Origin of the sequence: Acidovorax sp. (assembly GCF_046339755.1) — a bacterium.
GTDB lineage: Bacteria > Pseudomonadota > Gammaproteobacteria > Burkholderiales > Burkholderiaceae_C > Acidovorax.
In genome coordinates this window covers 1-22061 of record NZ_JBKDTZ010000148.1, presented here as the reverse complement: position 1 = coordinate 22061, position 22061 = coordinate 1, and the positions used below count along the sequence as shown (strand labels likewise).

Annotated in this window: 16 protein-coding genes, 1 other RNA gene and 1 pseudogene; 11 read left to right on the top strand and 7 right to left on the bottom strand. The window is 68.0% G+C overall.

Features of this window, described 5'->3' with window-relative positions; translation table 11 throughout:
- Positions 1-30: 30 nt before the first annotated feature.
- Both ACK59X_RS12475 and ACK59X_RS12470 read right to left on the bottom strand, forming a co-directional pair.
- The gene (locus ACK59X_RS12475) at positions 31-1263 is read right to left on the bottom strand and encodes a SpoIIE family protein phosphatase (RefSeq protein WP_409957638.1); all 1233 of its coding nucleotides are present in this window, start codon (positions 1261-1263) and stop codon (positions 31-33) included.
- Positions 1264-1357: 94 nt separating this feature from the next.
- Positions 1358-3691, bottom strand: a complete 2334-nt coding sequence (locus tag ACK59X_RS12470) for an EAL domain-containing protein (RefSeq protein WP_409957637.1) — start codon at positions 3689-3691, stop codon at positions 1358-1360.
- A gap of 218 nt (positions 3692-3909) precedes the next feature.
- On the opposite strand from ACK59X_RS12470, the gene ACK59X_RS12465 reads away from it, so the two are divergent.
- The 10 genes from ACK59X_RS12465 (at position 3910) to ACK59X_RS12420 (ending at position 16455) form a co-directional block, all read left to right on the top strand.
- The gene (locus ACK59X_RS12465) at positions 3910-5034 is read left to right on the top strand and encodes a hypothetical protein (protein WP_409957636.1); all 1125 of its coding nucleotides are present in this window, start codon (positions 3910-3912) and stop codon (positions 5032-5034) included.
- A gap of 10 nt (positions 5035-5044) precedes the next feature.
- Positions 5045-6277, top strand: a complete 1233-nt coding sequence (locus ACK59X_RS12460) for a toxic anion resistance protein (RefSeq protein WP_409957635.1) — start codon at positions 5045-5047, stop codon at positions 6275-6277.
- Positions 6278-6279: 2 nt separating this feature from the next.
- Positions 6280-7848, top strand: coding sequence for a substrate-binding domain-containing protein (locus ACK59X_RS12455; RefSeq protein WP_409957656.1), 1569 nt, complete (start codon positions 6280-6282; stop codon positions 7846-7848).
- The gene (locus tag ACK59X_RS12450) at positions 7845-8522 is read left to right on the top strand and encodes a hypothetical protein (protein ID WP_409957634.1); all 678 of its coding nucleotides are present in this window, start codon (positions 7845-7847) and stop codon (positions 8520-8522) included. Before ACK59X_RS12455 ends, ACK59X_RS12450 begins: the two co-directional genes overlap by 4 nt.
- A 99-nt stretch (positions 8523-8621) precedes the next feature.
- Positions 8622-10739, top strand: a complete 2118-nt coding sequence (locus ACK59X_RS12445) for a TonB-dependent receptor family protein (protein ID WP_409957633.1) — start codon at positions 8622-8624, stop codon at positions 10737-10739.
- Positions 10740-10980: 241 nt separating this feature from the next.
- Positions 10981-11757, top strand: a complete 777-nt coding sequence (locus ACK59X_RS12440) for a DUF3348 family protein (RefSeq protein ID WP_409957632.1) — start codon at positions 10981-10983, stop codon at positions 11755-11757.
- A complete protein-coding gene (locus ACK59X_RS12435; RefSeq protein ID WP_409957631.1) occupies positions 11754-14687 on the top strand; it encodes a DUF802 domain-containing protein in 2934 nt (977 codons plus the stop codon). The genes ACK59X_RS12440 and ACK59X_RS12435 overlap by 4 nt, the downstream gene beginning before the upstream one ends.
- Entirely contained in the window at positions 14684-15343 is a 660-nt protein-coding gene (locus ACK59X_RS12430) for an OmpA family protein (RefSeq protein WP_409957630.1), read from the top strand. Before ACK59X_RS12435 ends, ACK59X_RS12430 begins: the two co-directional genes overlap by 4 nt.
- Positions 15340-15969, top strand: coding sequence for a DUF2894 domain-containing protein (locus tag ACK59X_RS12425; RefSeq protein WP_409957629.1), 630 nt, complete (start codon positions 15340-15342; stop codon positions 15967-15969). The genes ACK59X_RS12430 and ACK59X_RS12425 overlap by 4 nt, the downstream gene beginning before the upstream one ends.
- A 27-nt stretch (positions 15970-15996) precedes the next feature.
- A complete protein-coding gene (locus tag ACK59X_RS12420; RefSeq protein ID WP_409957628.1) occupies positions 15997-16455 on the top strand; it encodes a DUF2127 domain-containing protein in 459 nt (152 codons plus the stop codon).
- A 91-nt stretch (positions 16456-16546) separates the two neighbouring features.
- Here the strand turns inward: ACK59X_RS12420 and ACK59X_RS12415 are convergent, their stop codons facing one another.
- The 5 genes from ACK59X_RS12415 to ompA all read right to left on the bottom strand — a co-directional run bounded on the left by ACK59X_RS12415 (position 16547) and on the right by ompA (position 19934).
- Positions 16547-17236: a hypothetical protein gene (locus ACK59X_RS12415; RefSeq protein WP_409957627.1), complete on the bottom strand. Its 690-nt coding sequence runs from the start codon at positions 17234-17236 to the stop codon at positions 16547-16549.
- A gap of 19 nt (positions 17237-17255) precedes the next feature.
- Positions 17256-17642: a transfer-messenger RNA gene (ssrA, locus tag ACK59X_RS12410) on the bottom strand.
- 12 nt (positions 17643-17654) lie between these two features.
- A complete protein-coding gene (gene gph, locus ACK59X_RS12405; RefSeq protein WP_409957655.1) occupies positions 17655-18320 on the bottom strand; it encodes a phosphoglycolate phosphatase in 666 nt (221 codons plus the stop codon).
- 37 nt (positions 18321-18357) lie between these two features.
- Positions 18358-19083, bottom strand: coding sequence for a bifunctional 2-polyprenyl-6-hydroxyphenol methylase/3-demethylubiquinol 3-O-methyltransferase UbiG (ubiG, locus tag ACK59X_RS12400; protein WP_409957626.1), 726 nt, complete (start codon positions 19081-19083; stop codon positions 18358-18360).
- A 200-nt stretch (positions 19084-19283) separates the two neighbouring features.
- Positions 19284-19934, bottom strand: a complete 651-nt coding sequence (gene ompA / locus ACK59X_RS12395) for an outer membrane protein OmpA (RefSeq protein WP_409957654.1) — start codon at positions 19932-19934, stop codon at positions 19284-19286.
- Between the two features lie 221 nt (positions 19935-20155).
- Here ompA and gyrA point away from each other — a divergent pair.
- Positions 20156-22061, top strand: a pseudogene (gene gyrA / locus ACK59X_RS12390) (DNA gyrase subunit A); the annotation flags it as partial.

Below are 22061 nucleotides of genomic sequence, written 5' to 3'. Positions count from 1 at the left end.
TGATTTCACAGTGCGGGTTGGCCCATGGCCTCAAGCCCGGAAACAGAAAAAGGTCAGGTCATCGCGGCGCTGGTGGCTGCCTTGCCAGTCCTGCAGCGCCTGCTGCATGGCGGCATTGAGCTGCGCGGGGGTCTGCTCGCGCTGGGCGACGATCACCTCCTGGACGCGGCGCTTGCCGAAGGTGATGGCCTTGGGGCCACCCACCTGGTCGATGAGGCCATCGGTGGTCACGAACACCAGGCTGCCGGCTGCAAGGGCCACGGTGCTCGTGGTCCAGGTGTGGTCGAAATCGCTGTCCACATAGCCCACGCCCTTGCGATCGCCGGCCACCACCTGCACGCTGTCCGCACCGGGAGCCAGCACGAAGAGCGACAGGTTGGCGCCGGCAAAACGCAGCTCGCGCGTGGCGGGTGCATACCAGAAGCAGGCGGCGTCCATCCCGTCATCGGAGCCCGGGGTATCGTCCTGGCCGTCCATCTGGCCGAGCATCTGCTTGATGCTGCGGTTGACACTGGACAGCAGCTGCGCCGGATCACGCGGGCCGTACTGCTCGATGGCCTTGCCCAGTGTGCTCGATGCAATCAGCGTCATGAAGGCGCCGGGCACGCCGTGGCCGGTGCAGTCGGCCACGGTGGCAAACCAGCCATCGGGCATGGTGGTGAACTGGTAGAAGTCGCCGCCGACCACGTCGCGCGGTTCCCACACCAGGTCGGCATCGGCCTGCGCCTGCACCAGCGCATCGCGCGAGGCGCGCAGCATGGAGCGCTGGATCACGCTCGCGTATTCGATGCTGTGCATCACCTGGCGGTTGCGCGCAGCCTGCAGCTCGGCCACCACGCGCATCAGCTGCAGGCCGTGGCCCACGCCGACGAAAGTGCCCTCGCGCGCCACGATGAAACCGTCCGACAGTGCCTTCTCACCGTACTCCACGGTCTTGAAGGTCAGCTCCTCGATGCCCATGGCGGCATCGACGATGAGCGGCGCCTTGTCCATGAACGCGATGCAGTTCTTGCGTCCGTAGATTTCCCAGCGGTAGGGCTTGCTCATCTCGGACATGAAGATGTCGCGGTTGATCAGGCCGATCGGACGGTCGCCCTCGACGACCGGCAGGCTGATCAGGTCCTTGTGCGCGGAAAAGATCTCCATCACCTTCTCGTTGGTCTCTTCCACGGCCATAGAGGGAACCTGAACGCACATGTCCGCGGCACTGGGCTGGCGAAAACGCGGGCGATAGTCGTGCAGATAGGCGGGGAGTTCGGACATGAAGAGGATGGCCCGTGCGGCAGAGAATGACACCGAAGCTTACAAGTCGCATATTGCGATTGCGTGACAAATAGCACGTGCATGCGCAGGCATGTCATTCACCTTGCGCCATGCCGGGAACGAGGCGGCCGTGCCCGGCCGGCCACAGGTCGGCCGCCGCGGGGGCCGGGGCGGCCTGCTGCGCGGCCGGGCGGGGCTCGCGGCGCGCCAACTGCTGCAGGTACTGCGCCAGCGGCAGCGGCTTGGCAATGCCATAGCCCTGCACGTAATCCACGCCATAGGCCGCCAGCAGGGCGCGCTGGGCTGGCGTTTCGACGAACTCGGCGATGGTCGTGAGCCCCATGGCCCGCACCACGTCACAGATGGCAAGCACGATGCGCTGGTCCACCCGCGACGACAGGATGCCCTGCACGAAGCTGCCATCGATCTTCACATAGTCGAGCGGCAGCGACTTGAGGTAGTCGAAGGTCGCCAGGCCGGTGCCGAAATCATCGAGCGAGGTGCGGGCGCCCATGGCCCGCAGGCTGGCCAGCAGGTCCACCGCCCGGCTGCGCTGCACGATGCCCGCGGTTTCCGTGACCTCGAAGCAGAACATCGCCGGGTCGAGCCCGCTGGCGCCCAGGCACTGGTCGATATGGGCGAGCAGCCGAGGGTCCGACACCGAGGCACCGGACAGGTTGATCGCCACCTTGCCGAGGTCCCTGCGCGTGACGCCATGCGCCACGAGGGCCGAAAACACCTGCGTGATGACCCAGCGGTCCACCTGCGGCATGAGCCCGTAGCGCTCGGCCAGGGGCAGAAACTCCCCCGGCAGGTGCGGCGAGCCGCTGCCCGACGCCCAGCGCAGCAGCACCTCCACACCGAGGTCGCCATCGTGGTCGCCATGCGCCGAGCGGATGGGCTGGCAGGCCAGCCACAGCCCGCTGGTCTCGGGGCTGCCGGCAGGCAGGCGCAGGGCGTCCTTGAGCGCCTCGACCTGGGACAGCTGGCCCCGGCGGATGCGCATCAGATGGTCCGGCGCCAGGTCTGCTCCCTGCGCATGGCGGTCGCCCAGCGCGGGGTCGCCGTCCGCCTCGCACAGCAGCATCAGCGCCGCCAATACGTCATCGCCCAGGGCCCGCCCCCCGTCCAGCGGCAGCAGCCCGAACGCGGTCTGGATGCGCACGCTATGCTCTGCGAAGACATAGCGGCGCCCGTCCAGCGCGGTGCGCAGCTGCAGCAGCCGGGCATCGGCATCGTCTGCGGAAAACGGCACGGCCACCACGAAAAATCCATCGCGCGGCCGCGCGTAGACACAGGCCCGGCCCAGCTGGTTGCGCAGGAAAATCGACACGTCCTGCTCTATCTCGCGCGTATGGAACAGGCCGATGAGGTCGACCACATGCTCTAGGTTGTGCAGGCTCACGCCGATCAGCCGGGTCGGTCCCGGGGCCGCCTCCTTGAGCGCATTGAGCAGGCCGCGCTCGTTGAGGAACCCCGTCAACCCGTCATGGCTGGCGGCCTCGTGCAGGCTGCGCTCCATTTCCCGGCGGTGCTCCATGGTCGCCGACGCGAAGAAACTCAGCGCGGCCAGGCAGACCATGAGCAATGCCTGGTCCAGCACCACCAGGGAGGGGCTGTGGCCGGCCATCAGCGGCGGCGTGAAGGCCAGCAGGGTCAGTGCCGACAGCGCCGTGGTCAGGTGCACGAACAGGGGGTTGCCCCGGTAGGCGGCCCAGGCCACCAGCAGGAAGACGATGTAGCGCGCCGACGGGCCGACGCCCGGGCCAGCCAGCGACGACCCCCAGTGCGCAATCGCCATCACCGCCGCCAGCCCGGCCACCCAGAAGCCCTGCCACCGCGCCCAGCGCAGCGGCCCGGCCCTCCAGCCGCCATCGAAGGCATGGGCGGCCAGCTCGGTCAGCCGCGAGAACAGCAGAATGCCGAACACCTCGGACATGCCCATGACGCCGGCCACCCGCAGGAGCCCGCCCGGCGGCGCATCCGCGGCCAGCAGGAACTGCCAGCTGCCCAGCGCCGTCAGCACCGCGGCGCCCGGCAGCACGGTCAGCGCATGGAAGCGGATGGCCGTGACCACCGGGTTGCGGCCCGCCTCGCGGCGCCGGTCGAACCGCATCAGGTGCCAGACCAGTTGCGCTGCCAGCACCAGGGCACCCACGCCGATGAGCGACTGCAACAGGCCGATGCCGTGCAGTGCATGCCACAGCGCCACGGCCGGCCCCAGGGCCCAGAGCATGCGCGGCCCGTAGGCCAGCACCAGCCCGATGGCAATGCCATCGGCGGGCCAGATGAGGCTCATGTCCAGGCTGCCAAGGGAATAGGCCTGCGAGGCCTGGGCCACCACCATCCACAGCAATGCGCCCGCCAGACCGCGCTTGTAGTCGAACGCCAGGGAGGTGGTGGTTGCGGGAAGGTGTTTCGAAGGCATACGGGTTGCAGGAGAAAGCAACCCACAAGTTGCCCGGCCGCACGGCGGACCTATCCCACACCTTCGCACACCAATATGACAGCCATGCGGCAGAACCTGGATTTTCCCGCCCATCGTGCAGGGTCCGCCCGGAACCTGCCATGCGACTGCAATGAAATTGCCACAAAGGCTCCGTAGCATGGTTGTCACAAATACCTGACCTAGAGAGGCATCCTCCGGTGGAAATCCGCAAGTTCGTCGCCCCGCTGCTCGCGGCCCTGCTGCTGGCCGGTGTTGCGGGGGGCATCTGGTTCTCCCATTCCAGTGTGACCGGCGAACGCAGCGCCCAGGAGGCGGCACGCATCGAGCAGGCCCGCCAGGTGCAGGCACGCGGCCTCAGCGGCTCGGAGAAGGAAGCCTTCTTCGCCGATCCACGCGTGCAGCAGGCCCTGGCCGCGCGCGGCATCAGCGTGGTGGTCGAAAAGGCCGGCTCGCGCGCCATTGCCGGCCGCTACGACGCCAAGGCCTACGACTTCGGCTTTCCCTCGGGCGCCCCCGCAGCGGCGCAGCTTCGGGCAGCAGCCAAGGCCGGCACGGTGTTCAACCCGTTCTACACCCCCATGGTGCTGGCCAGCTGGCGGCCGATCGCCGACATCCTGGTGGCCAACGGCATCGCCCAGCGCCAGGGCGACATCTATTACGTGGTGGACCTGCCCGCCCTGATGGACCTGGTGGAAAAGGGCAAGCGCTGGCGCGACCTCAAGGGCAGCCAGGCGTTCTCGACCAACAAGTCGCTGCTCATCGGCTCCACCGACGTGCGCACCTCCAACAGCGCCGCCATGTACCTGGCCCTGGCCAGCTACCTGGCCAACGGCCAGCAGATCGTGCAGAGCCAGGCCGACGTGGACCGCGTGCTGCCCACCGTGGCGCCGCTGTTCCTGCGCCAGGGTTTCCAGGAGCAGTCCTCCTCCGGCCCGTTCGAGGACTACCTGGCCCTGGGCATGGGCAAGGCTCCGCTGCTCATGGCCTACGAGTCGCAGATGGTGGAGTTCTGGCTCAAGCACCCGGCCAAGGTCCAGAGCGACATGGTGCTGCTGTACCCCAAGCCCACGGTGTTCTCCAAGCATGTGCTGGTGCCCTACACGCCCGCAGGCGTGCGCGTGGGCGAAGCCCTGGAGAACGACCCGGCACTGCGCACCCTGGCCAACGAGTACGGCTTTCGCACCGGCGGCGCCACGCGCGGGCCCGAGACCTGGGCCCAGCGCGGCATCACCGTGCCCGAGGTGCTCGTCGACGTGATTGACCCGCCCAGCCACGAGTGGCTGGAGCGAATGATCGAAGCCATAGAAGCCCGCTTCAAATAAGGACTGATCCATGACCAACACCTCGCAGCCCGATGCCCTGCAGCCTCCCACGGTGGCTGCCGTACGGCAGGATTTCGTGCTGGAGCCGCCTGCGCCGGTGGCGGCCATTCCCATCGAGTCGGCCAGCGGCCGGGTGCGCATCAAGCCCGAGGACGTGGTGGTGCTGGATGCGCAGGTGCGCCAGTTCATCGAGGACATCACCGTCAACGACAGCCAGCACCCTAAGTTCAAGGAAGCCGTGGAGCGTATCCACTCCATGGGCAACAAGGACATCGAGGCATCGGCCAGCGTCTCCAACCGCATGCTGGACCGCCCCGTGAAGTCGGTGCAGGACGGCCTGTTCGGCAAGGGCACGGAGATCGGCCAGGGCCTGATCGACCTGCGCCACCAGATCGAGGAACTCGACCCCTCGCGCCAGGGCGACCTGTTCTCGGTGCGCAAGCTGCTGGGCATCATTCCCATGGGCAACAAGCTGGTGGCCTACTTTGACCGCTACCAGTCGTCACAGGCGCACCTGAACGCCATCATCGAGACGCTCAAGCGCGGCAAGGACGAGCTGATGCGCGACAACGCCGCCATCGACCAGGAAAAGCAGAACCTGTGGTCGCTGATGGAGCGGCTCGAAAAATACATCCACATCGGCAAGAAGCTCGACAGCGAACTCGATGCCAAGGCCTTCGCACTGGACGCGGCCGACCCCGAGAAGGCCCGCGTGGTGCGCGAGGAGATGCTGTTCTACACGCGCCAGAAGGTCACCGACCTGCTCACGCAGATGAGCGTGAACATCCAGGGCTACCTGGCGCTGGACATGATCCGCAAGAACAACCTGGAGCTGATGAAGGGTGTGGACCGCGCCACCACGACCACCATCTCGGCCCTGCGCACTGCCGTGATCGTGGCCCAGGCCCTGGCCAACCAGAAGCTGGTGCTCGACCAGATCAGCGCGCTCAACACCACCACCGGCAACCTGATCGCCTCCACCAGCGAGATGCTGAGCGACCAGAGCGCCGCCATCCACCAGCAGGCGGCCTCGGGCACCATCGACATCGCCAAGCTGCAGCAGGCCTTCCAGAACGTCTACCAGGCCATGGACACGATTGCCGACTTCAAGCTCAAGGCCCTCGATTCCATGCAGACCACGGTCAACACCCTGACCAGCGAGGTCGACAAGTCGCGCGCCTACCTGGAGCGGGCACGGGGCACGGCCGAGGCCGCCAGCGCCAGCACCGAGGTCCGGCTGTGAGCATGCGCCGCAGCGCCTGGCTGGCCGCCTGCGCCCTGGGCCTGGTGCTGGCTGCCTGCGGCCAGCGCGAGGAGGCCGCACCGCCCGCCCCGGCAGGGGCAGCGCAAGCCACCTTCAACGTGCTTGCAGGCTCGGAGATCAAGGACATCGAACCCATGCTGCTCAAGGCGGCGGCCGATGCCAACGTGAAGCTCCAGCTGTCCTACGCCGGCACGCTGGACATCGTGGAGCGTATCAATGCCGGCGAGCAGTTCGATGCCATCCTGCCGCCCAATGGCGCCTACCCGGCCCTCGCACTCACGGCCAAGCCGCTGGCACGCGAAAAGCTCTTCTATTCGCGCGTCGCCCTGGGCGTGAAGGCCGCCCGGGCCCGCGCCCTGGGCTGGGACATGCAGGCCCCGACCTGGGCCGACATCGCCAAGGCGGCAGGCGCAGGCCGCCTGCGCTATGCCATGACCAACCCCACCAGCTCCAACACGGGCATGAGCGCCCTGTTCGCAGTGGCATCGGCCGTGGCCGGCAAGACCGAGGACCTCACCATCGCCGAGGTGAATGCCAAGGTGCTGACCGCGTTTCTGTCGGGACAGAAGCTCACCGCCGGCAGCTCCGGCTGGCTCGCCGAAGCCTTCGTGAAGGACCCGGCGGACCTGGACGGCATGGTCAACTACGAAGCCGTGATCCTGCGCGCCAACGAAACGCTGGCTGCGGCAGACCGGCTTTCGCTGGTCTATCCCAAGGATGGCGTGATCTCCGCCGACTACCCGCTGATGCTGCTGCGCCCCGCGCAGCGCGAGGCCTATGACCGACTGGTGGCCGCCCTCAAGGCACCCGCGCTGCAGCGCCAGCTCGCTGCCGACGCCTTCCTGCGGCCCACGGCGCCGGACATCGCCCTCCCCGCCAGCCTGCCCAGCGAAGCGGTGGCGGAGCTGAGCTTCCCCAACCGCCTGGAGGTAATCGACGCGGTGCTGGCCGCCTACCAGGGTGAATGGCGGCGCCCCGCCACCTCGATCTTCGTGCTCGACACCAGCGGCTCCATGCAGGGCGCGCGCATGGAAGGCATGCGCGAAGCGCTCAAGGTGCTGGCCGGCGCCAAAGCCGATACCGCGAGCGCCCGCTACGCACGCTTCCAGAGCCGCGAGCGCGTGGTGCTGCTGTCCTTCTCCGACACGGTGGGCACCCCCATGCAGGTGAACTTCGAACGCGCCACCCTGGCCGACGCGCAGACCCAGGTGACGGCCTATGCCGACCGCCTGCAGGCATCTGGCGGCACCGGCATCTACGACGCACTGCTGCAGGCACAGACCCTGGCCGCGCGCGAACGCGCCAGCGACCCCGAGCGCTACGTGAGCATCGTGCTGCTGACCGACGGGCTCAACACCAGCGGAGCCAACCTCGACACCTTCCGCAGCCGCGTAGGAACAGCCTCGCCAGCCCGCATCTTCCCCATCCTGTTCGGAGAGGCCAGCAACACCGACATGGCGGCCCTGGCCCAACTCACCGGTGGGCGCGTGTTCGACGGCCGCAAGGCTGCGCTGGCGCTGGTGTTCAAGGAGATACGGGGCTACCAGTGACGGCACCAGCCAGCGCAAACTCCCACTCCCCGGGTCGCCCGTTCAAGCTGCAGGCGCTGCTTTTTCTCTACAGCAACGCCAACATCGCGGGCTGCGCGCTGGCCCTGGCGGGCCCGGCACTGCTGTTCGCGGGCGCCATCGGGCCAGGCTGGCTGGCCATCACGGCCGGGCTGTATGCCGCTGGCTGGCTGCTGGGCCGCGCCGGCCGCCAGGCACCCGAGATCGACCGCCACATCGAGGACTCGCTCACGGTGGACGAAGCCCTGCGCCGGCTCGACGCGCTGGCCGCCCAGGTCAGCCCGCACCTGGGGCCCGAGATGAACGCGCACCTGCGCAGCCTGCGCACCTCCATCGCCGAGGTGCTGCCCCGCCTGCTGGGTGACCGCAGCCACCACGACGCCAATCTGTTCACCGTGCGCGAGACGGTGCTGCGCTACCTGCCCGAGACCCTGGCCAACTACGTGGCCCTGCCACCGGCCTTTCGCACCACCCACGCGGTCAAGGATGGCAAGACCGCGCGCCAGATCCTGGCCGACCAGTTGGCGCTGCTCGATGCCAAAATGCAGGACATCGTGGCCAATGTCGCAGGCGCCGACGCGCAGGCCCTGCTGGCCAACGGCAAGTTCCTGGAGATGAAGTTCCAGCAGCCGGACTTCCTGGCAGGCATGGGCTGAGGAGCGTTCAGGACGTCCAGGGCGGTCAAAGGGACATTGGCTGACAGGCCGGGCCGCCGTCCTGCGCTACGCTGGCGCGCCACTCCCACCATGCCGCCCATGCACCCTGCACTTGCCACCCACCGTCCACGCACCAGCCACCGGGCCCGGGCGCTGTCCGCGGCCTTCTCGGCGCTGGCGGGCCTGGCGCCGCCCGCCATGGCACAGGCCAGCGAGGGCGGCACCCTGGCGCCCGTCGAGGTGCAGGGCAACGCCCAGGCCCAGCGCCGCTTCGACAGTGCGGCCAGCCACACCAGCGTGCAGGTCGATGGCTTCACGGCGGCCACACCGCTGGTCCACCTGTCCGAACTGTTGGCCGGCCAGGCCGGCGTGGTGGCGCTGGACCGGCAGAACTACGCCCAGGACCTGCAGATCGCCGTGCGCGGCTTCGGCGCGCGCTCCACCTTCGGCGTGCGCGGCGTGCGCATCCTGGTGGACGGCATCCCCGCCACCATGCCCGACGGCCAGGGTCAGGCCGCCACGGCGCAGCTGCAGTCGGCAGCCCAGGTGGACGTGCTGCGCGGCCCGCTGGCCCAGCTCTACGGCAATGCCGCGGGCGGCGTGCTGCAGGTGCACACCCGAGAACCGCGCGCGGGCGGCGGGGCCCAGGCTTCGGTGGCGGCAGGCTCCTTCGGCCAGCGGCTGGCCGATGCCTCGTTCGACTTCGGCAACCGCACGCTCTCGGGCCTGGTCGACGTGTCGCGCTTCGAGACCGATGGCTGGCGCGAGCACAGCGCGGCCCGGCGCACCCACTTGAACGGCAAGCTGGTGGCACGCCCCGATGCGGACACGAAGATCACCGCCCTGCTCAACCTCTACGACCAGCCCAATGCACAGGACCCGCTGGGCCTGACGCGCGCGCAGTTCAACGCCAACCCGCGCCAGGCACCCGAGGTGGCGGCCAGCTTCGGCACGCGCAAGTCGGTGGCGCAGAACCAGTGGGGCCTGGTGCTGGAAAGGCAACTGGGCCCGGCCGACAGCGTGCGCGCACGTGCCTATGGCGGCCAGCGCACGCTCACCCAGTACCTGTCGTTCAGCGGCGCGGCCGAGAACAGCGCGGGCGGCGTGGTGGACCTCGACCGCGATTACCACGGCCTGGGCCTGGCATGGACGCACAGCGCCAGGATGCCTTCGGGTCTGCCGCTCACCTGGACCCTGGGCCTGGACGCCGACCGCCTTTCCGAACAGCGCCAGGGCTTCGTCAACCAGAACGGCGAGAGCGGCGCGCTGCGCCGCAACGAGCGCGACCGCGCCGGCAACACCGACCTGTTTGCCCAGGTGGACGCCTGGCTCGCGCCCACCTGGCGCGCTGTGGCGGGCCTGCGCGCCAGCCGGGTGGACATGCGCGTGAGCGACCACTTCATCACCCCTGCCAACCCCGACGACAGCGGCGCGCGCCGCTGGCGCCAGACCAGCCCGGTGCTCGGCCTGGTGTGGAGCGCGAGCGACCAGCTCAACCTGTATGCCAACCTGGGCCGCGGCTTCGAGACGCCTACGCTGGCCGAGATGGCCTACAGCCGGGACAACACCGGCCCCAACTTCGGCCTCGCGGCCTCGCGCAGCCGGCAGATGGAGATCGGCGCCAAGTGGCAAGGCGCCGTGCACCAGGTGCAGGCCGCATGGTTCGATGCGCGCAGCCGCAGCGAGATCGTGCCCGCCGCCACGGTGAACGGCCGCACCGTGTTCCAGAACGCCGACAACGTGCGCCGCCGCGGGCTGGAACTGGCATGGAGCGCGCAGGCCGGCGCCTGGAAGCCGCGCGCCGCCTACACGTACCTCGACGCCTTCTTTGGCGATGCCTACACCGGTGCCGCCGGCGCCCGGGTGGGCGCGGGCAACCGCCTGCCCGGTACGGCGCGGCACCTGGCACAGCTGGCGCTGGACTACGCGCCCAGCGCCCACTGGCAACTGGGCGCCACGCTCGATGTGTCCGGCAAGGTGTTTGCCAACGACGTGAACACCGAAGCCGCCCCCGGCTTTGCCGTGCTGGGCCTGCGCGCCGGTTACACCTTCGGCCATGCCGCCGCCAGCCCGCGCTGGCAGGCCTGGGCCCGGCTCGACAACCTGCTCGGCCGGCAGTACGCGGGTTCGCTCATCGTGAACGATGGCAACGGCCGATTCTTCGAGCCGGCGGCCGGTCGGCGCATCATGGTGGGGCTGCGCGCGCAATTCCTGTAGCGGCAACTCTCGCCTTCTGGCGGCTTTGGTTGTCTTCTTCCGATTTTTACCCCCCTTCTTAGCCATTTTTCAGCATCCACCCGCGGATGCACAGGGTGTAACACCTGCAACGCCCGGGCGCCGGAGCCCAGGCAGCATGCCGACATGGGCGAAAATACGCGGTTTTGCCCACGGGGACCCGTTTCCCGGATGCCTGCCGCCCCGCAAGGGTTGCAGGCGAAGTGAATGGCTACCCCCCGGGATGTATCTGCACCAACGACTCGATAGTTCACGCCTCGTCGTCCTGCTCGCGCAATGGACGCGGGCAGAGCGTGCCCCGGCACGCCCGGACGTGGCGGAACAGCTGGGCCAGTGGCTGAGCGTGGTGGATGCGGTCGAGCTCAACGGCTCGCTGCGTTCGATCGAGGCCCACACCGCCGCGCCGTCTGCGGGCGACGAAGAGGCCATCGATGCGCAGGCCCTGGAGGACCTGCTGCAAAAGACCAAGGCCGATTTGACCCGCCTGGCAACCGCCCCTGCCCGCCCCGCCCGGCCGCTGCGCGAACGCGCCGACAACACCCCCGTCGAGCAGCCCGATCCGCAGGCCCAGGCCGACTTCGCAGCCCACGGGCCGCGCTATGCGGAGCAGCAAAGGCAGCTCGATGCCCGATTGGGTGCCCTGCGCGCCCAGGTGCGCGCGGCCCTGCTCAAGGGCCCCGCGCCGCTGCGGCAGCTGGCGGCGCTGGACGGGGTGATGGAGCAGATGCTGGGCGCGCGCGAGCAGCGCCTGTGGGCGTCGCTGCCCGGCCACCTGGAGCGGCGCTTCGTGCAGTTGCGCAAGGCGCACCAGGCCCGGGTGCAGGCCTCGGGCCACGCCGACGAGCCGCTGCGCTGGCGCCAGGCCGGCGGCTGGCGGGCCGGCTTCGAGCAGGACCTGCAGGCCCTGCTGCTGGCGGTGATGCAGGTGCGGCTGCAACCCATCATGGGGCTGCTGGAGGCAGCCCGCAACGAGAACAAGAGAACAGGGTTTCAGGAATGAACAAGAGTGTGATGGCCGGCGTGTTTGCAGCCGGCCTGACGGTCGCCGGCTGGGTGGCCTGGGGTTTTGTGGGCACGAGCCCGCTGGCGCTGGCCATGACGGCCGTGATCGCGCTGGTCTACCTGCTGGGCGCCTATGAGTTGGTGCAGTTCCGCTCGGCCACCCGCTCCCTGGCGGATGCGCTGGCCGACACGCCGGCCGAGCCCCAGGCGGATCTGGCCCCCTGGCTGGAGCGCCTGCCCGCGCCCCTGCGCCACCCCGTGCGCCAGCGCATCGAGGGCGAGCGCGTGGCCCTGCCCGGGCCGGCCCTGGCACCCTACCTGGTGGGCCTGCTGGTCATGCTGGGCATGCTGGGCACTTTCCTCGGGATGGTGGTCACCTTCCAGGGCGCCGTGTTCGCGCTGGAAGCCTCGTCCAACCTCGAAGCCATCCGCGCGGCGCTGGCCGCCCCCATCAAGGGCCTGGGCCTGTCGTTCGGCACCTCGGTCGCGGGCGTGGCCACCTCCGCCGCACTGGGCCTGATGTCGGCCCTGGGCCGGCGCGAACGCCTGCAGGTGCTGCGCCAGCTCGATGCCCGCGTGGCCACGGCCTTCCGCAGCTTCTCGCCCGCCCACAAGCGCGACGCCATGTTCGACGCGCTGCAGGCCCAGGCCCAGGCCATGCCGCTGATCGCCGAGCGCCTGCAGGCCCTGATGGAAGGATTGGAGCGCCGCCACGGCCAGCTCAACGAGCAGTTGGCCGACCAGCAGCAGGGCTTTCACCGCGAAGCCGCTACCGCCTACACCGCACTGGCCAGCACCGTGGGCGCATCGCTGCAGGACAGCCTGGCCAGCAGCGCCCGCCAGGCCGGCGAATCCATCCGCCCCGTGGTCGAGCAGGCCATGGCCACGCTGGCCCAGGAGGCCGAACGCTCGCACCAGCGCCTGCGCGAGGCCACCGATGCCCAGATGCAGGCCCTGTCCGCCCAGTGGGCGGGCACGGCGCATCAGGTGGCTGCCACCTGGACCGACGCGCTGCAAGGCCACACCCAGGCCCAGGACCGCCTGGTGGCACAGCTCGATGGCGCCCTGCAGACGGTGACCCAGGGCTTCGAGCAGCGCACCGGCGCCCTGCTGGACGCGCTCAAGGAGACGGTGGACCAGTCGCACGCGGCCCAGGCGGCTGCCGACCAGCAGCGCCTGGAAGGCTGGAACCGGTCCATGGAAAACACCGCCAGCGCGCTCACGGCCGAATGGCAGCGCGCGGGCACCCAGGCCGCTGCCCAGCAGCACGAGACAGGCCAGGCCCTGGCCGGTGCGGCCCGCCAGCTGGAGCAATCCCTGCAGGCGGCCAGCCAGGCCTTCGACCAGCGCGCCAGCGGCCTGGTCGCTGCGCTGCAGGACACGGTCACCCAATCGCACGCCGCCCAGGTGGCCGCTGACCAGCAGCGAGTCGAGAGCTGGAGCCGCTCCATGGAGGGCATGGCCGGCACCCTGTCGGCCGAGTGGCAGCGCGCAAGCGCCCAGACCACCGAGCAGCAGCGCGCCGTGGGCCTGGCCCTGGAAGGCGCGGCAGCGCAACTCGACAGCGCGCTGCAGGCCGCCACCCGGTCCTTCGGGCAGCGCGCCGACGCACTGCTGGCCTCATTGCAGGACACCGTGGCGCAGTCGCACGCAGCCCAGGCCGCCGCCGACCAGCAGCGTGTGGAAGGCTGGAACCGCTCCATGGAAGGCATGGCCGGCACCCTGTCCGCCGAGTGGCAGCGCGCAAGCGCCCAGACCGCCGAGCAGCAGCGCGCCGTGGGGCAGGCGCTGGAGAGCGCCGCAGCGCAACTCGACAGCGCGCTGCAGGCCGCCACCCAGTCCTTCGAGCAGCGTGCCAATGCCCTGCTGGCCTCGCTGCAGGACACCGTGGCACAGTCTCACACCGCCCAGGTGCAGGCCGACCAGCAGCGTCTGGACACCTGGAGCCGATCGATGGAAGGCATGGCCGGCGCCGTCACGGCCGAACTGCAACGCGCAGGCGCGCAGGCCGTCGAACAACAGCAGGGCCTGTACCGCACGCTGGAAGGCACGGCAGCGCAACTCAGTGAGCGCATGTCCGGCCAGGTGGATCAGACCCTGGGCAGCACCGCCCGCCTGATGGAGCAGTCCGATGCGCTGCTGCGCACGCGCGTGGAGGCCGAGGCACGCTGGGAACAGGCCCAGGGCGAGCGCATGGACAACCTCACCGGCGTGTGGCGCACCGAACTGGCGGCCCTGCGCGACGCCGAGGCCGCCCGCGGCCAGGCCGCGGTGGACCGGCTCGACACCCTGCAGGCGGCGGTGGCCCAGCACCTGGCCACGCTGGGCGCAGCGCTCGAAGCGCCGCTCACGCGCCTGCTGCAGACCGCATCCGACGTACCGCAGGCCGCGGCCGAAGTCATCACTCAGCTGCGCCAGGAGATGACGCGCCTGGGCGAGCGCGACAATCTCGCGCTGGAAGAGCGCACGGCCATGATGGAGCAGCTCTCCACCCTGCTGCATTCGGTCAATGATGCGACTGCACAGCAGCGCGCGTCCATCGAATCGCTGGTGGGCTCGGCCGCCCAGGTGCTGGAGCAGGCCGGCCAACAGTTTGCCGACGCACTGGGCACCCAGGCCAGCAAGATCGACGAAGTGGCCACGCATGTGGCCGCGAGCGCGGTGGAGCTGGCCAGCCTGGGCGAATCCTTCAGCCATGGCGTGGGCCTGTTCACCGCCAGCAACGACAAGCTGGTGCAGGGCCTGCAAAGCATCGAGGGCGCCATCGGCCAGTCGCTGGGCCGCAGCGATGAGCAACTGGCCTACTACGTGGCCCAGGCGCGCGAGGTGATCGACCTGAGCATCTCGTCGCAGCAGGGCATCGTCGAAGACCTGCGCCGCCTGCACAGCCAGGCCGCCACAGCGGCCTCGCAAGGGATGGCCGCGTGAGCACCTTCGACGATACGCTGGACGACGCCACCGAGCAGACCGCCCCCGTCTGGGCCGTGTTCGGCGACCTGATGGCGGGCCTGCTGGGTGCCTTCGTGCTCATCCTGGTGGGCGTGCTGGTGGTGCAGATCGACCTGGTGAACAGCCTCCAGCAGGAAGTGGAAAAGCGCCAGCAGGCCGAGCAGCGCCGCATGGCCCTGGAGAAGGCCCTGGCTGGCCCGCTGGCCAGCGGCCGTGTGACCATGAACGACGGCCGCATCGGCATCAGCGGCAGCGTGCTGTTCGCCACCGGCTCGGCCGAGCTGCGCCCCGAAGGCCGCCAGCTGCTGACCACCCTGGTGCAGCCGCTGCTGGGGTACCAGCGGGAGCGCGACGAGATGCTGATGGGGCGCGGCTTCACCGACAACATCCCGCTGCGCAGCGGCGGCAGCCAGCGCTTTGCCGACAACCTGGAGCTTTCGGCCCAGCGCGCGCTGACCGTCGCGCGCGCCCTGGCCGAAGAAGGCATGCCCTCGTCCCAGGTGTTTGCCGCCGCCTTTGGCGCCGAGCAGCCCGTGGCCGACAACACCGACGAAAAAGGCCGCGCCCAGAACCGCCGCGTGGAGATGGCCCCGGTAGCCCGCCCCGCCCAGCCCAAGCCGGCCGCCACGCCATGAGCGGCACCGACGACGACCAGAGCACCGCCCCTCCCGACGCCACGCTGGAATCGCTGCAGGCCGAGGGCGCCGAGCGTCATGACCCTGCGCGCTTCGCCTACCTGCAGGCGCTGGCGCGGCGCATGCAGGCGCAGCCACCCGCCGTACAGCAACTGCTGCAAGGCCGGCTGGACGCCGCCGTGGCCGCCTATGCAGCAGCCCGGGTGGGCCCTGTGGCGACCAAGGAGCCCGTCGCAGCACCCGGCCGCACTGCGGATTCCCCCCTGGCCCAGCTGAACCGCGAACTCGCCGCCCGCGCCCAGGCCGATGCCGACCAGGTGCGCACCAGCGAAAGCGCCAGCCTGTCGGAGATGAAAAGCGTGCGCCAGTTCAGCGAGGTCTGGTCCAGGATCTCGGCAGAGCAGCAGGTCACGCAGGCCATGCGCAAGGCGCCCGAGCATGCCGGGCCGCTGAACTCGCACAAGCTCATGCTGCGCTCGCTGGCGCTCATGCGCGGGCTCTCGCCCGACTACCTGCGGCGCTTTCTGTCGCAGATGGATTCGCTGCTCTGGCTGGAAGAGACCAATACCCAATTGGCGCGCCCGGCGCCGAGGGCGCCGCGCACCCAGCGCACCGCGCGCCGGTAGGCAGCACTTGCGGCTACCATGCCGGGCATGGCCCCACCACCCCACCGGAAGGCGCTGCGTGCCATCGCCGCCTTCGAAGCCTTCAAGGGGGTCGCCGCACTGGCGGCCAGCCTGGGCTTTCTCAGCCTGCTGCACCACGACCTGCACCACATCGTGGCCTCTCTGATCGGGCACATCGGCCTTTCGCCCGGCGACCGCTACCCGGCCATGGTCCTCTCGGACATCGACCAGTTGGCGCGCACCGACCTCAAACCCCTGCTGCTCGCCGCAGCGGCCTATGTGCTGGTGCGCTTTGCCGAGGCCTACGGTCTGTGGAAGGACCGCTGGTGGGGTGGGTGGCTGGGCACGCTGTCTGGCGGGCTGTACATCCCGTTCGAGCTCTGGCACTTCTTCCACCACCCCAGCCTGGTGTCGGCTGTCGTGGCCTTGGCCAACATGGCGGTGGTGGGCTTTTTAGGGCAGCAGCTTTGGCGGCGCAAGCGATGAAACAACACAATGCGCCGGCCTGGCGCCCAACTGCGGGGGGCAAGCCAGCGCCCACAGTCCCACGGGCTTCACGCCAGCCCGGCCACAAGCATCAGCCCAATCCGGCTTTGGCAAGCAGGCGGTCCATGTCATCGCCCACGCCATAGCCGAATGCATGGCTGGTGTGGCGCACGGCATCCAGCCTCGCCAGCAGAGCCTGCCTATTTTCGAGGGGCAGCGCCTGAACGGCGTCCAGCGCCTGCTTGAACATCAGCACCAGGGCATCAAAATATCCCTCGTCCTGCAGGCCGAACTCATTGCTGAATCCCGCACTGCGTTCGCAATAGAAAACCATGAGTTCCACCGCGCCCTCGGACAGCCCCACGGCCTTTTTGAAGTCCGAAATGGCTTTCTTGGCCTTGGACACCGAGAAATCCTGATTTCTGTGGAAGTCCGGCCAGAGCCAGCGGTCAATGGTGGCCTTGTAGGGCTTGAGCACATCGTCACCCAGGGCGTAGCGCGCATGCAAGAACGACTGGTTTTCCTTGCTGGCTGCATACATGTCCTGCAGCAGGCGGATCAGGTCGGCACAGTCCATCCCGGCCAACTGCGCCTTCACATCGCTCCAGCCGGGTCCATTCTTTTTTGCAGCCATTTGATCGCGTTTTGGTGACGCCTGTTCTATCGCAGTGCGTGGTGCATTGGGCTTCGCATGAAAGTCGTGCGGATTCGGTGTGAATCTCAGGACAAAACCAGACAACGAGGCACAAAGAAAAACGCCAGACAACAGGGGGTTACCCATTGTCTGGCGTTGTTGTGGATGGTGGAGCTGGCGGGAATTGAACCCGCGTCCGCAAGCCTTCACCAGGCAGATCTACATGTTTAGCGGTCTGTTTTGGATCTCGCTGCCTGTGTCGCGCAGTCGCACGCTACACCGGCCGCCAGTACCCTTGAATCTCGCCCCAACCCAAGGTACCCGGATTGGAGCCAGCCCATGTAATTATCCTTGCAGCCGGGAGGCACTGATTGCTCAGAACCCCCTTGCCCAGCCCATCGGCCAACTGTTGCAAGGCTCACTGGCAATTAAGCAGCGAGTGCGAAACGTTCGTCGTTTGCAGTTAGTTTGTTAAATCGAGATTTACGAGCGTGACTCAAGCTCGACATGCACCACACTGACTCCGAACCCACGTCGAAACCAGGACAGCCCCAGACCCTCTATTTTAGGCCTGTCCCAGCAGTTGCAAGAGCTCGGAAGGAGATTTAATTGCAGCGTGCGCGCCCCAGGCGTGCGGCGCCTGGGCAGCACCCAGGTAGCCGTAGGTGGCGGCAACGGTGCCCATGCCGGCGGCCAGGCCGGCGACGATGTCGCGCTCGTCATCGCCCACGTAGATGCATTGGCTGGCGTCGATTTTCAAGCGAGCGGCAGCCTCCAGCAGCGGCGCCGGGTGGGGCTTGGCATGCGGTGTGGTGTCGCCGCTGACCACGGCGCCCGCGCTGGCGAACAGCGGCATGGCGCGGGTGAGCGGGTCGGTGAAGCGCATGGCCTTGTTGGTCACCACGCCCCAGGCCAGGCCCTTCGCCTGCAGGGCCTCGACCATGGCGGGCACGCCGTCGAACACCTGCGTCAGCACGGTCATGCGCGCCTCATAGTTGGCAAAGAACTCCTCGCGCAGGGCGGCGAATTCGGCGTCCTCGGGCTTGAGGCCGAAGGCCTCGCCCAGCATGCCGCGCGCACCTGCGCCGGCCATGGGGCGGTAGCGTTCGAGCGGCAGCGATTCCATGCCGCGGTCGGTGCGCATCTTGTCGGCGGCGGCCGCCAGATCGGGTGCGCTGTCGATCAGGGTGCCGTCGAGGTCGAACAGCACGGCGCGGATGTTGTGGAATATGGGGTTCGTCGTCACGGACAGGGTCTCTCGATGGGGCTCAGGCCGGCTTGCGGGTGGCGAACATGTAGTTCACGCTGGTGTCCCCGCTCAGCCAATAGCGCTTGGTCAATGGGTTGTATTCCAGCCCCCGCGTCTGCTGCACATCCAGGCCTGCAGCGCGGCAGTGCAAAGCCAGCTCGCTCGGGCGGATCATCTTGGCATACTCGTGCGTGCCGCGCGGCAGCATGTTGAGCACGTATTCCGCCCCCACGATGGCCAGCATGAAGGCCTTGGCATTGCGGTGGATGGTGGAGAAGAATACCCAGCCGCCGGGCTTGACCAATGCAGAACAAGCCTTGACGACGGAGGCCGGGTCGGGTACGTGCTCCAGCATCTCCATGCAGGTCACCACATCGAAGCTGGCGGGATGCTCGGCCGCGAGCGCCTCCACGCTGATCTCGCGGTACTGCACCCCTTTGGTGCCGGCCTCGAGCGCGTGCAACTGGGCCACGCGCAGCGCCTTGCTCGCCAGGTCGATACCGGTCACGTCCGCGCCCTTTCGCGCCATGGAGTCGGCCAGGATGCCGCCGCCACAACCCACGTCGAGCACGCGCTTGCCGCCCAGGCCCGCCAAGGCATGGATCCAGTCCAGGCGCAGCGGGTTGATCTGGTGCAGCGGGCGGAACTCGCTGTCCGGGTCCCACCAGCGGTGGGCCAGCGAGGAAAACTTGGCCAGCTCGGCCGGATCGGCATTCAGGGTGGGGGTGGTCGTATCGTCACTCATGGCATGCATTGTCAACGATGGCGGGATCTCCAGGCGGCCAGCACCCCAGGAGGGGGCTGTTGCCCGCTCATATATGTAAGAGGCGGCGGTCCGGACGAGGGTGGTGCACTTTGTACCAGTACAAAGGCCGCGCCCTCAGCCGGCCCCAGACGAAAAAAAGCCCCGTTGCCGGGGCTTTTTGGTGCGAAGCAATCGAAAGATTACTGGCCGGCGCGGGTGCCAACCACTTCGATTTCCACGCGGCGGTTCTTGGCGCGGCCTTCAGCGGTCTTGTTGTCAGCCACTGGTTGCTTCTCGCCCTTGCCTTCGGTGTACACGCGGTTCTTTTCGATGCCCTTGGACACCAGATAAGCCTTGACGGCTTCGGAACGGCGGACCGACAGCTTCTGGTTGTAAGCATCGGAGCCCACGGAGTCGGTGTGACCCACGGCGATGATGACTTCCAGGTTGATGCCCTTGACCTTGGAGACCAGGTCGTCCAGCTTGGCCTTGCCTTCTGCCTTCAGCACCGACTTGTCGAAGTCGAAGAATGCGTCGGCAGCGTAGGTCACCTTGCTGGCCATGACGGCTGGAGCAGCAGCGGCTGGAGCAGCAGCTGGTGCAGGTGCGGGAGCAGCACCAGGTGCTGGGGCGGCAGCAGGTGCTGCTGCGGGCTTGGCGATGGCGCCATCGCAGCCTGGAGCGGCGGTAGCCGGCGTCCAGTTGGCATTGCGCCAGCAGTATTCGTTCGTGCCGTTCTTCCAGACCAGTTGGCCAGAAGCATCGCGCCAGTTGTCAACGGTTTGGGCGCCAGCGGCGGTTGCGAGCGCTGCAGAGGCAAACAACATCGCCACTTTGTTCAGTTTCTTCATGGTTCTCCTCTTGGGGAAAAAGCCGCAGCCGCGCTGCGAATCAGGACGCTTGAGGTGACCATCACCCAAAGCGTTCAAACGATTGTGCCATACGTAACTGACCAAAAGCGCCCGCACCGCATTGGGGCCAGTAGGACAAAACCGTAATTGCGACGATATGTTGCGGGAGCGCTACACGCTTTCCCCTCTAAAATGATTCTCCTTCGCCGCATTGCCGCCCTATGACCCAGTTTGCCAAAGAAACCCTGCCCATCAGCCTCGAAGAGGAGATGCGGCGCAGTTACCTCGACTACGCGATGAGCGTGATCGTGGGCCGGGCGCTGCCCGAGGCGCGCGATGGCTTGAAGCCCGTGCACCGGCGCGTGCTGTATGCCATGCACGAGCTCAACAACGACTGGAACCGGCCGTACAAGAAGTCCGCGCGTATCGTCGGCGACGTGATCGGCAAGTACCACCCGCACGGCGATTCGGCGGTGTACGACACCATCGTGCGCATGGCGCAGGACTTCTCGCTGCGCCACATGCTGGTGGATGGCCAAGGCAATTTCGGGTCTGTCGACGGTGACAACGCGGCCGCAATGCGGTACACGGAAATTCGCCTGGCGAAGATCGCGCATGAGATGCTGGGCGACATCGACAAGGAAACCGTCGACTTCGGCCCCAACTACGACGGCAGCGAGAAGGAGCCGCTGGTCCTGCCCAGCAAGCTGCCCAACCTGCTGGTCAACGGCTCGGCCGGCATCGCGGTGGGCATGGCCACCAACATCCCGCCGCACAACCTCAACGAAGTGGTCGATGGCTGCCTGCACATGCTGCGCAACCCCGAGGCCACGGTCGACGAGCTGATGGAGATCATTCCCGCGCCCGACTTCCCGACGGCCGGCATCATCTACGGCATCAACGGCGTGAAGGACGGCTACCGCACCGGCCGCGGCAAGGTCGTGATGCGCGCCAAGTGCCACTTCGAGGACATCGACCGCGGCCAGCGCCAGGCCATCATCGTCGACGAGCTGCCCTACCAGGTCAACAAGAAGACGCTGCAGGAGCGCATGGCCGAACTGGTGCACGAGAAGAAGATCGAGGGCATCAGCCACATCCAGGACGAGTCCGACAAGTCGGGCATGCGCCTGGTGATCGAGCTCAAGCGCGGCGAAGTGCCCGAGGTGGTGCTCAACAACCTGTACAAGCAGACGCAGCTGCAGGACACCTTCGGCATGAACATGGTGGCGCTGATCGACGGCCAGCCCCGCCTGTGCAACTTGCGCGACCTGATCAGCGTCTTTTTGCAGCACCGCCGCGAAGTGGTCACCCGCCGCACGGTGTTCGAGCTGCGCAAGGCGCGCGACCGCGGCCACGTGCTCGAAGGCCTGGCCGTGGCGCTGGCCAACATCGACGATTTCATCGCCATCATCCGCAACGCCCCCACCCCGCCGGTGGCCAAGGCCGAGCTGATGGCCCGCCCCTGGGACAGCAAGCTGGTGCGCGAGATGCTCACCCGCACGCGCGCCGATGGCGGCGTGGTGAGTGCCGACGACTACCGCCCCGATGGGCTGGAGAAGGAATTCGGCATGGGCCAGGACGGCCTGTACCGCCTGTCGGAAACGCAGGCCCAGGAAATCCTGCAGATGCGCCTGCAGCGCCTGACCGGCCTGGAGCAGGACAAGATCGTCGCCGAGTACAAGGAAGTCATGTCGGTCATCGAAGACCTGCTGGACATCCTGGCCAAGCCCGAGCGCGTCTCCACCATCATTGGCGAAGAGCTCACCTCGATCAAGACGGAATTCGGCCAGAGCAAGCTGGGCGCACGCCGCAGCATCGTCGAATACAGCGCGCAGGACCTCTCCACCGAGGACCTGATCACCCCCACCGACATGGTGGTGACGCTCAGCCACACCGGCTACATCAAGAGCCAGCCCCTGTCAGAGTCCCGCACTCAAAAGCGCGTCTGGCGCGGCTAGCAGGCCACGGCAACACAGGTAGACCACAGGATCGACCAGCTCTTCATCGCCAACACGCACGACTACATCCTGTGCTTCTCCAACCGCGGCCGGCTGTACTGGCTCAAGGTCTGGGAAGTGCCGGCAGGCTCGCGCGGCTCGCGTGGCCGCCCCATCGTCAACATGTTCC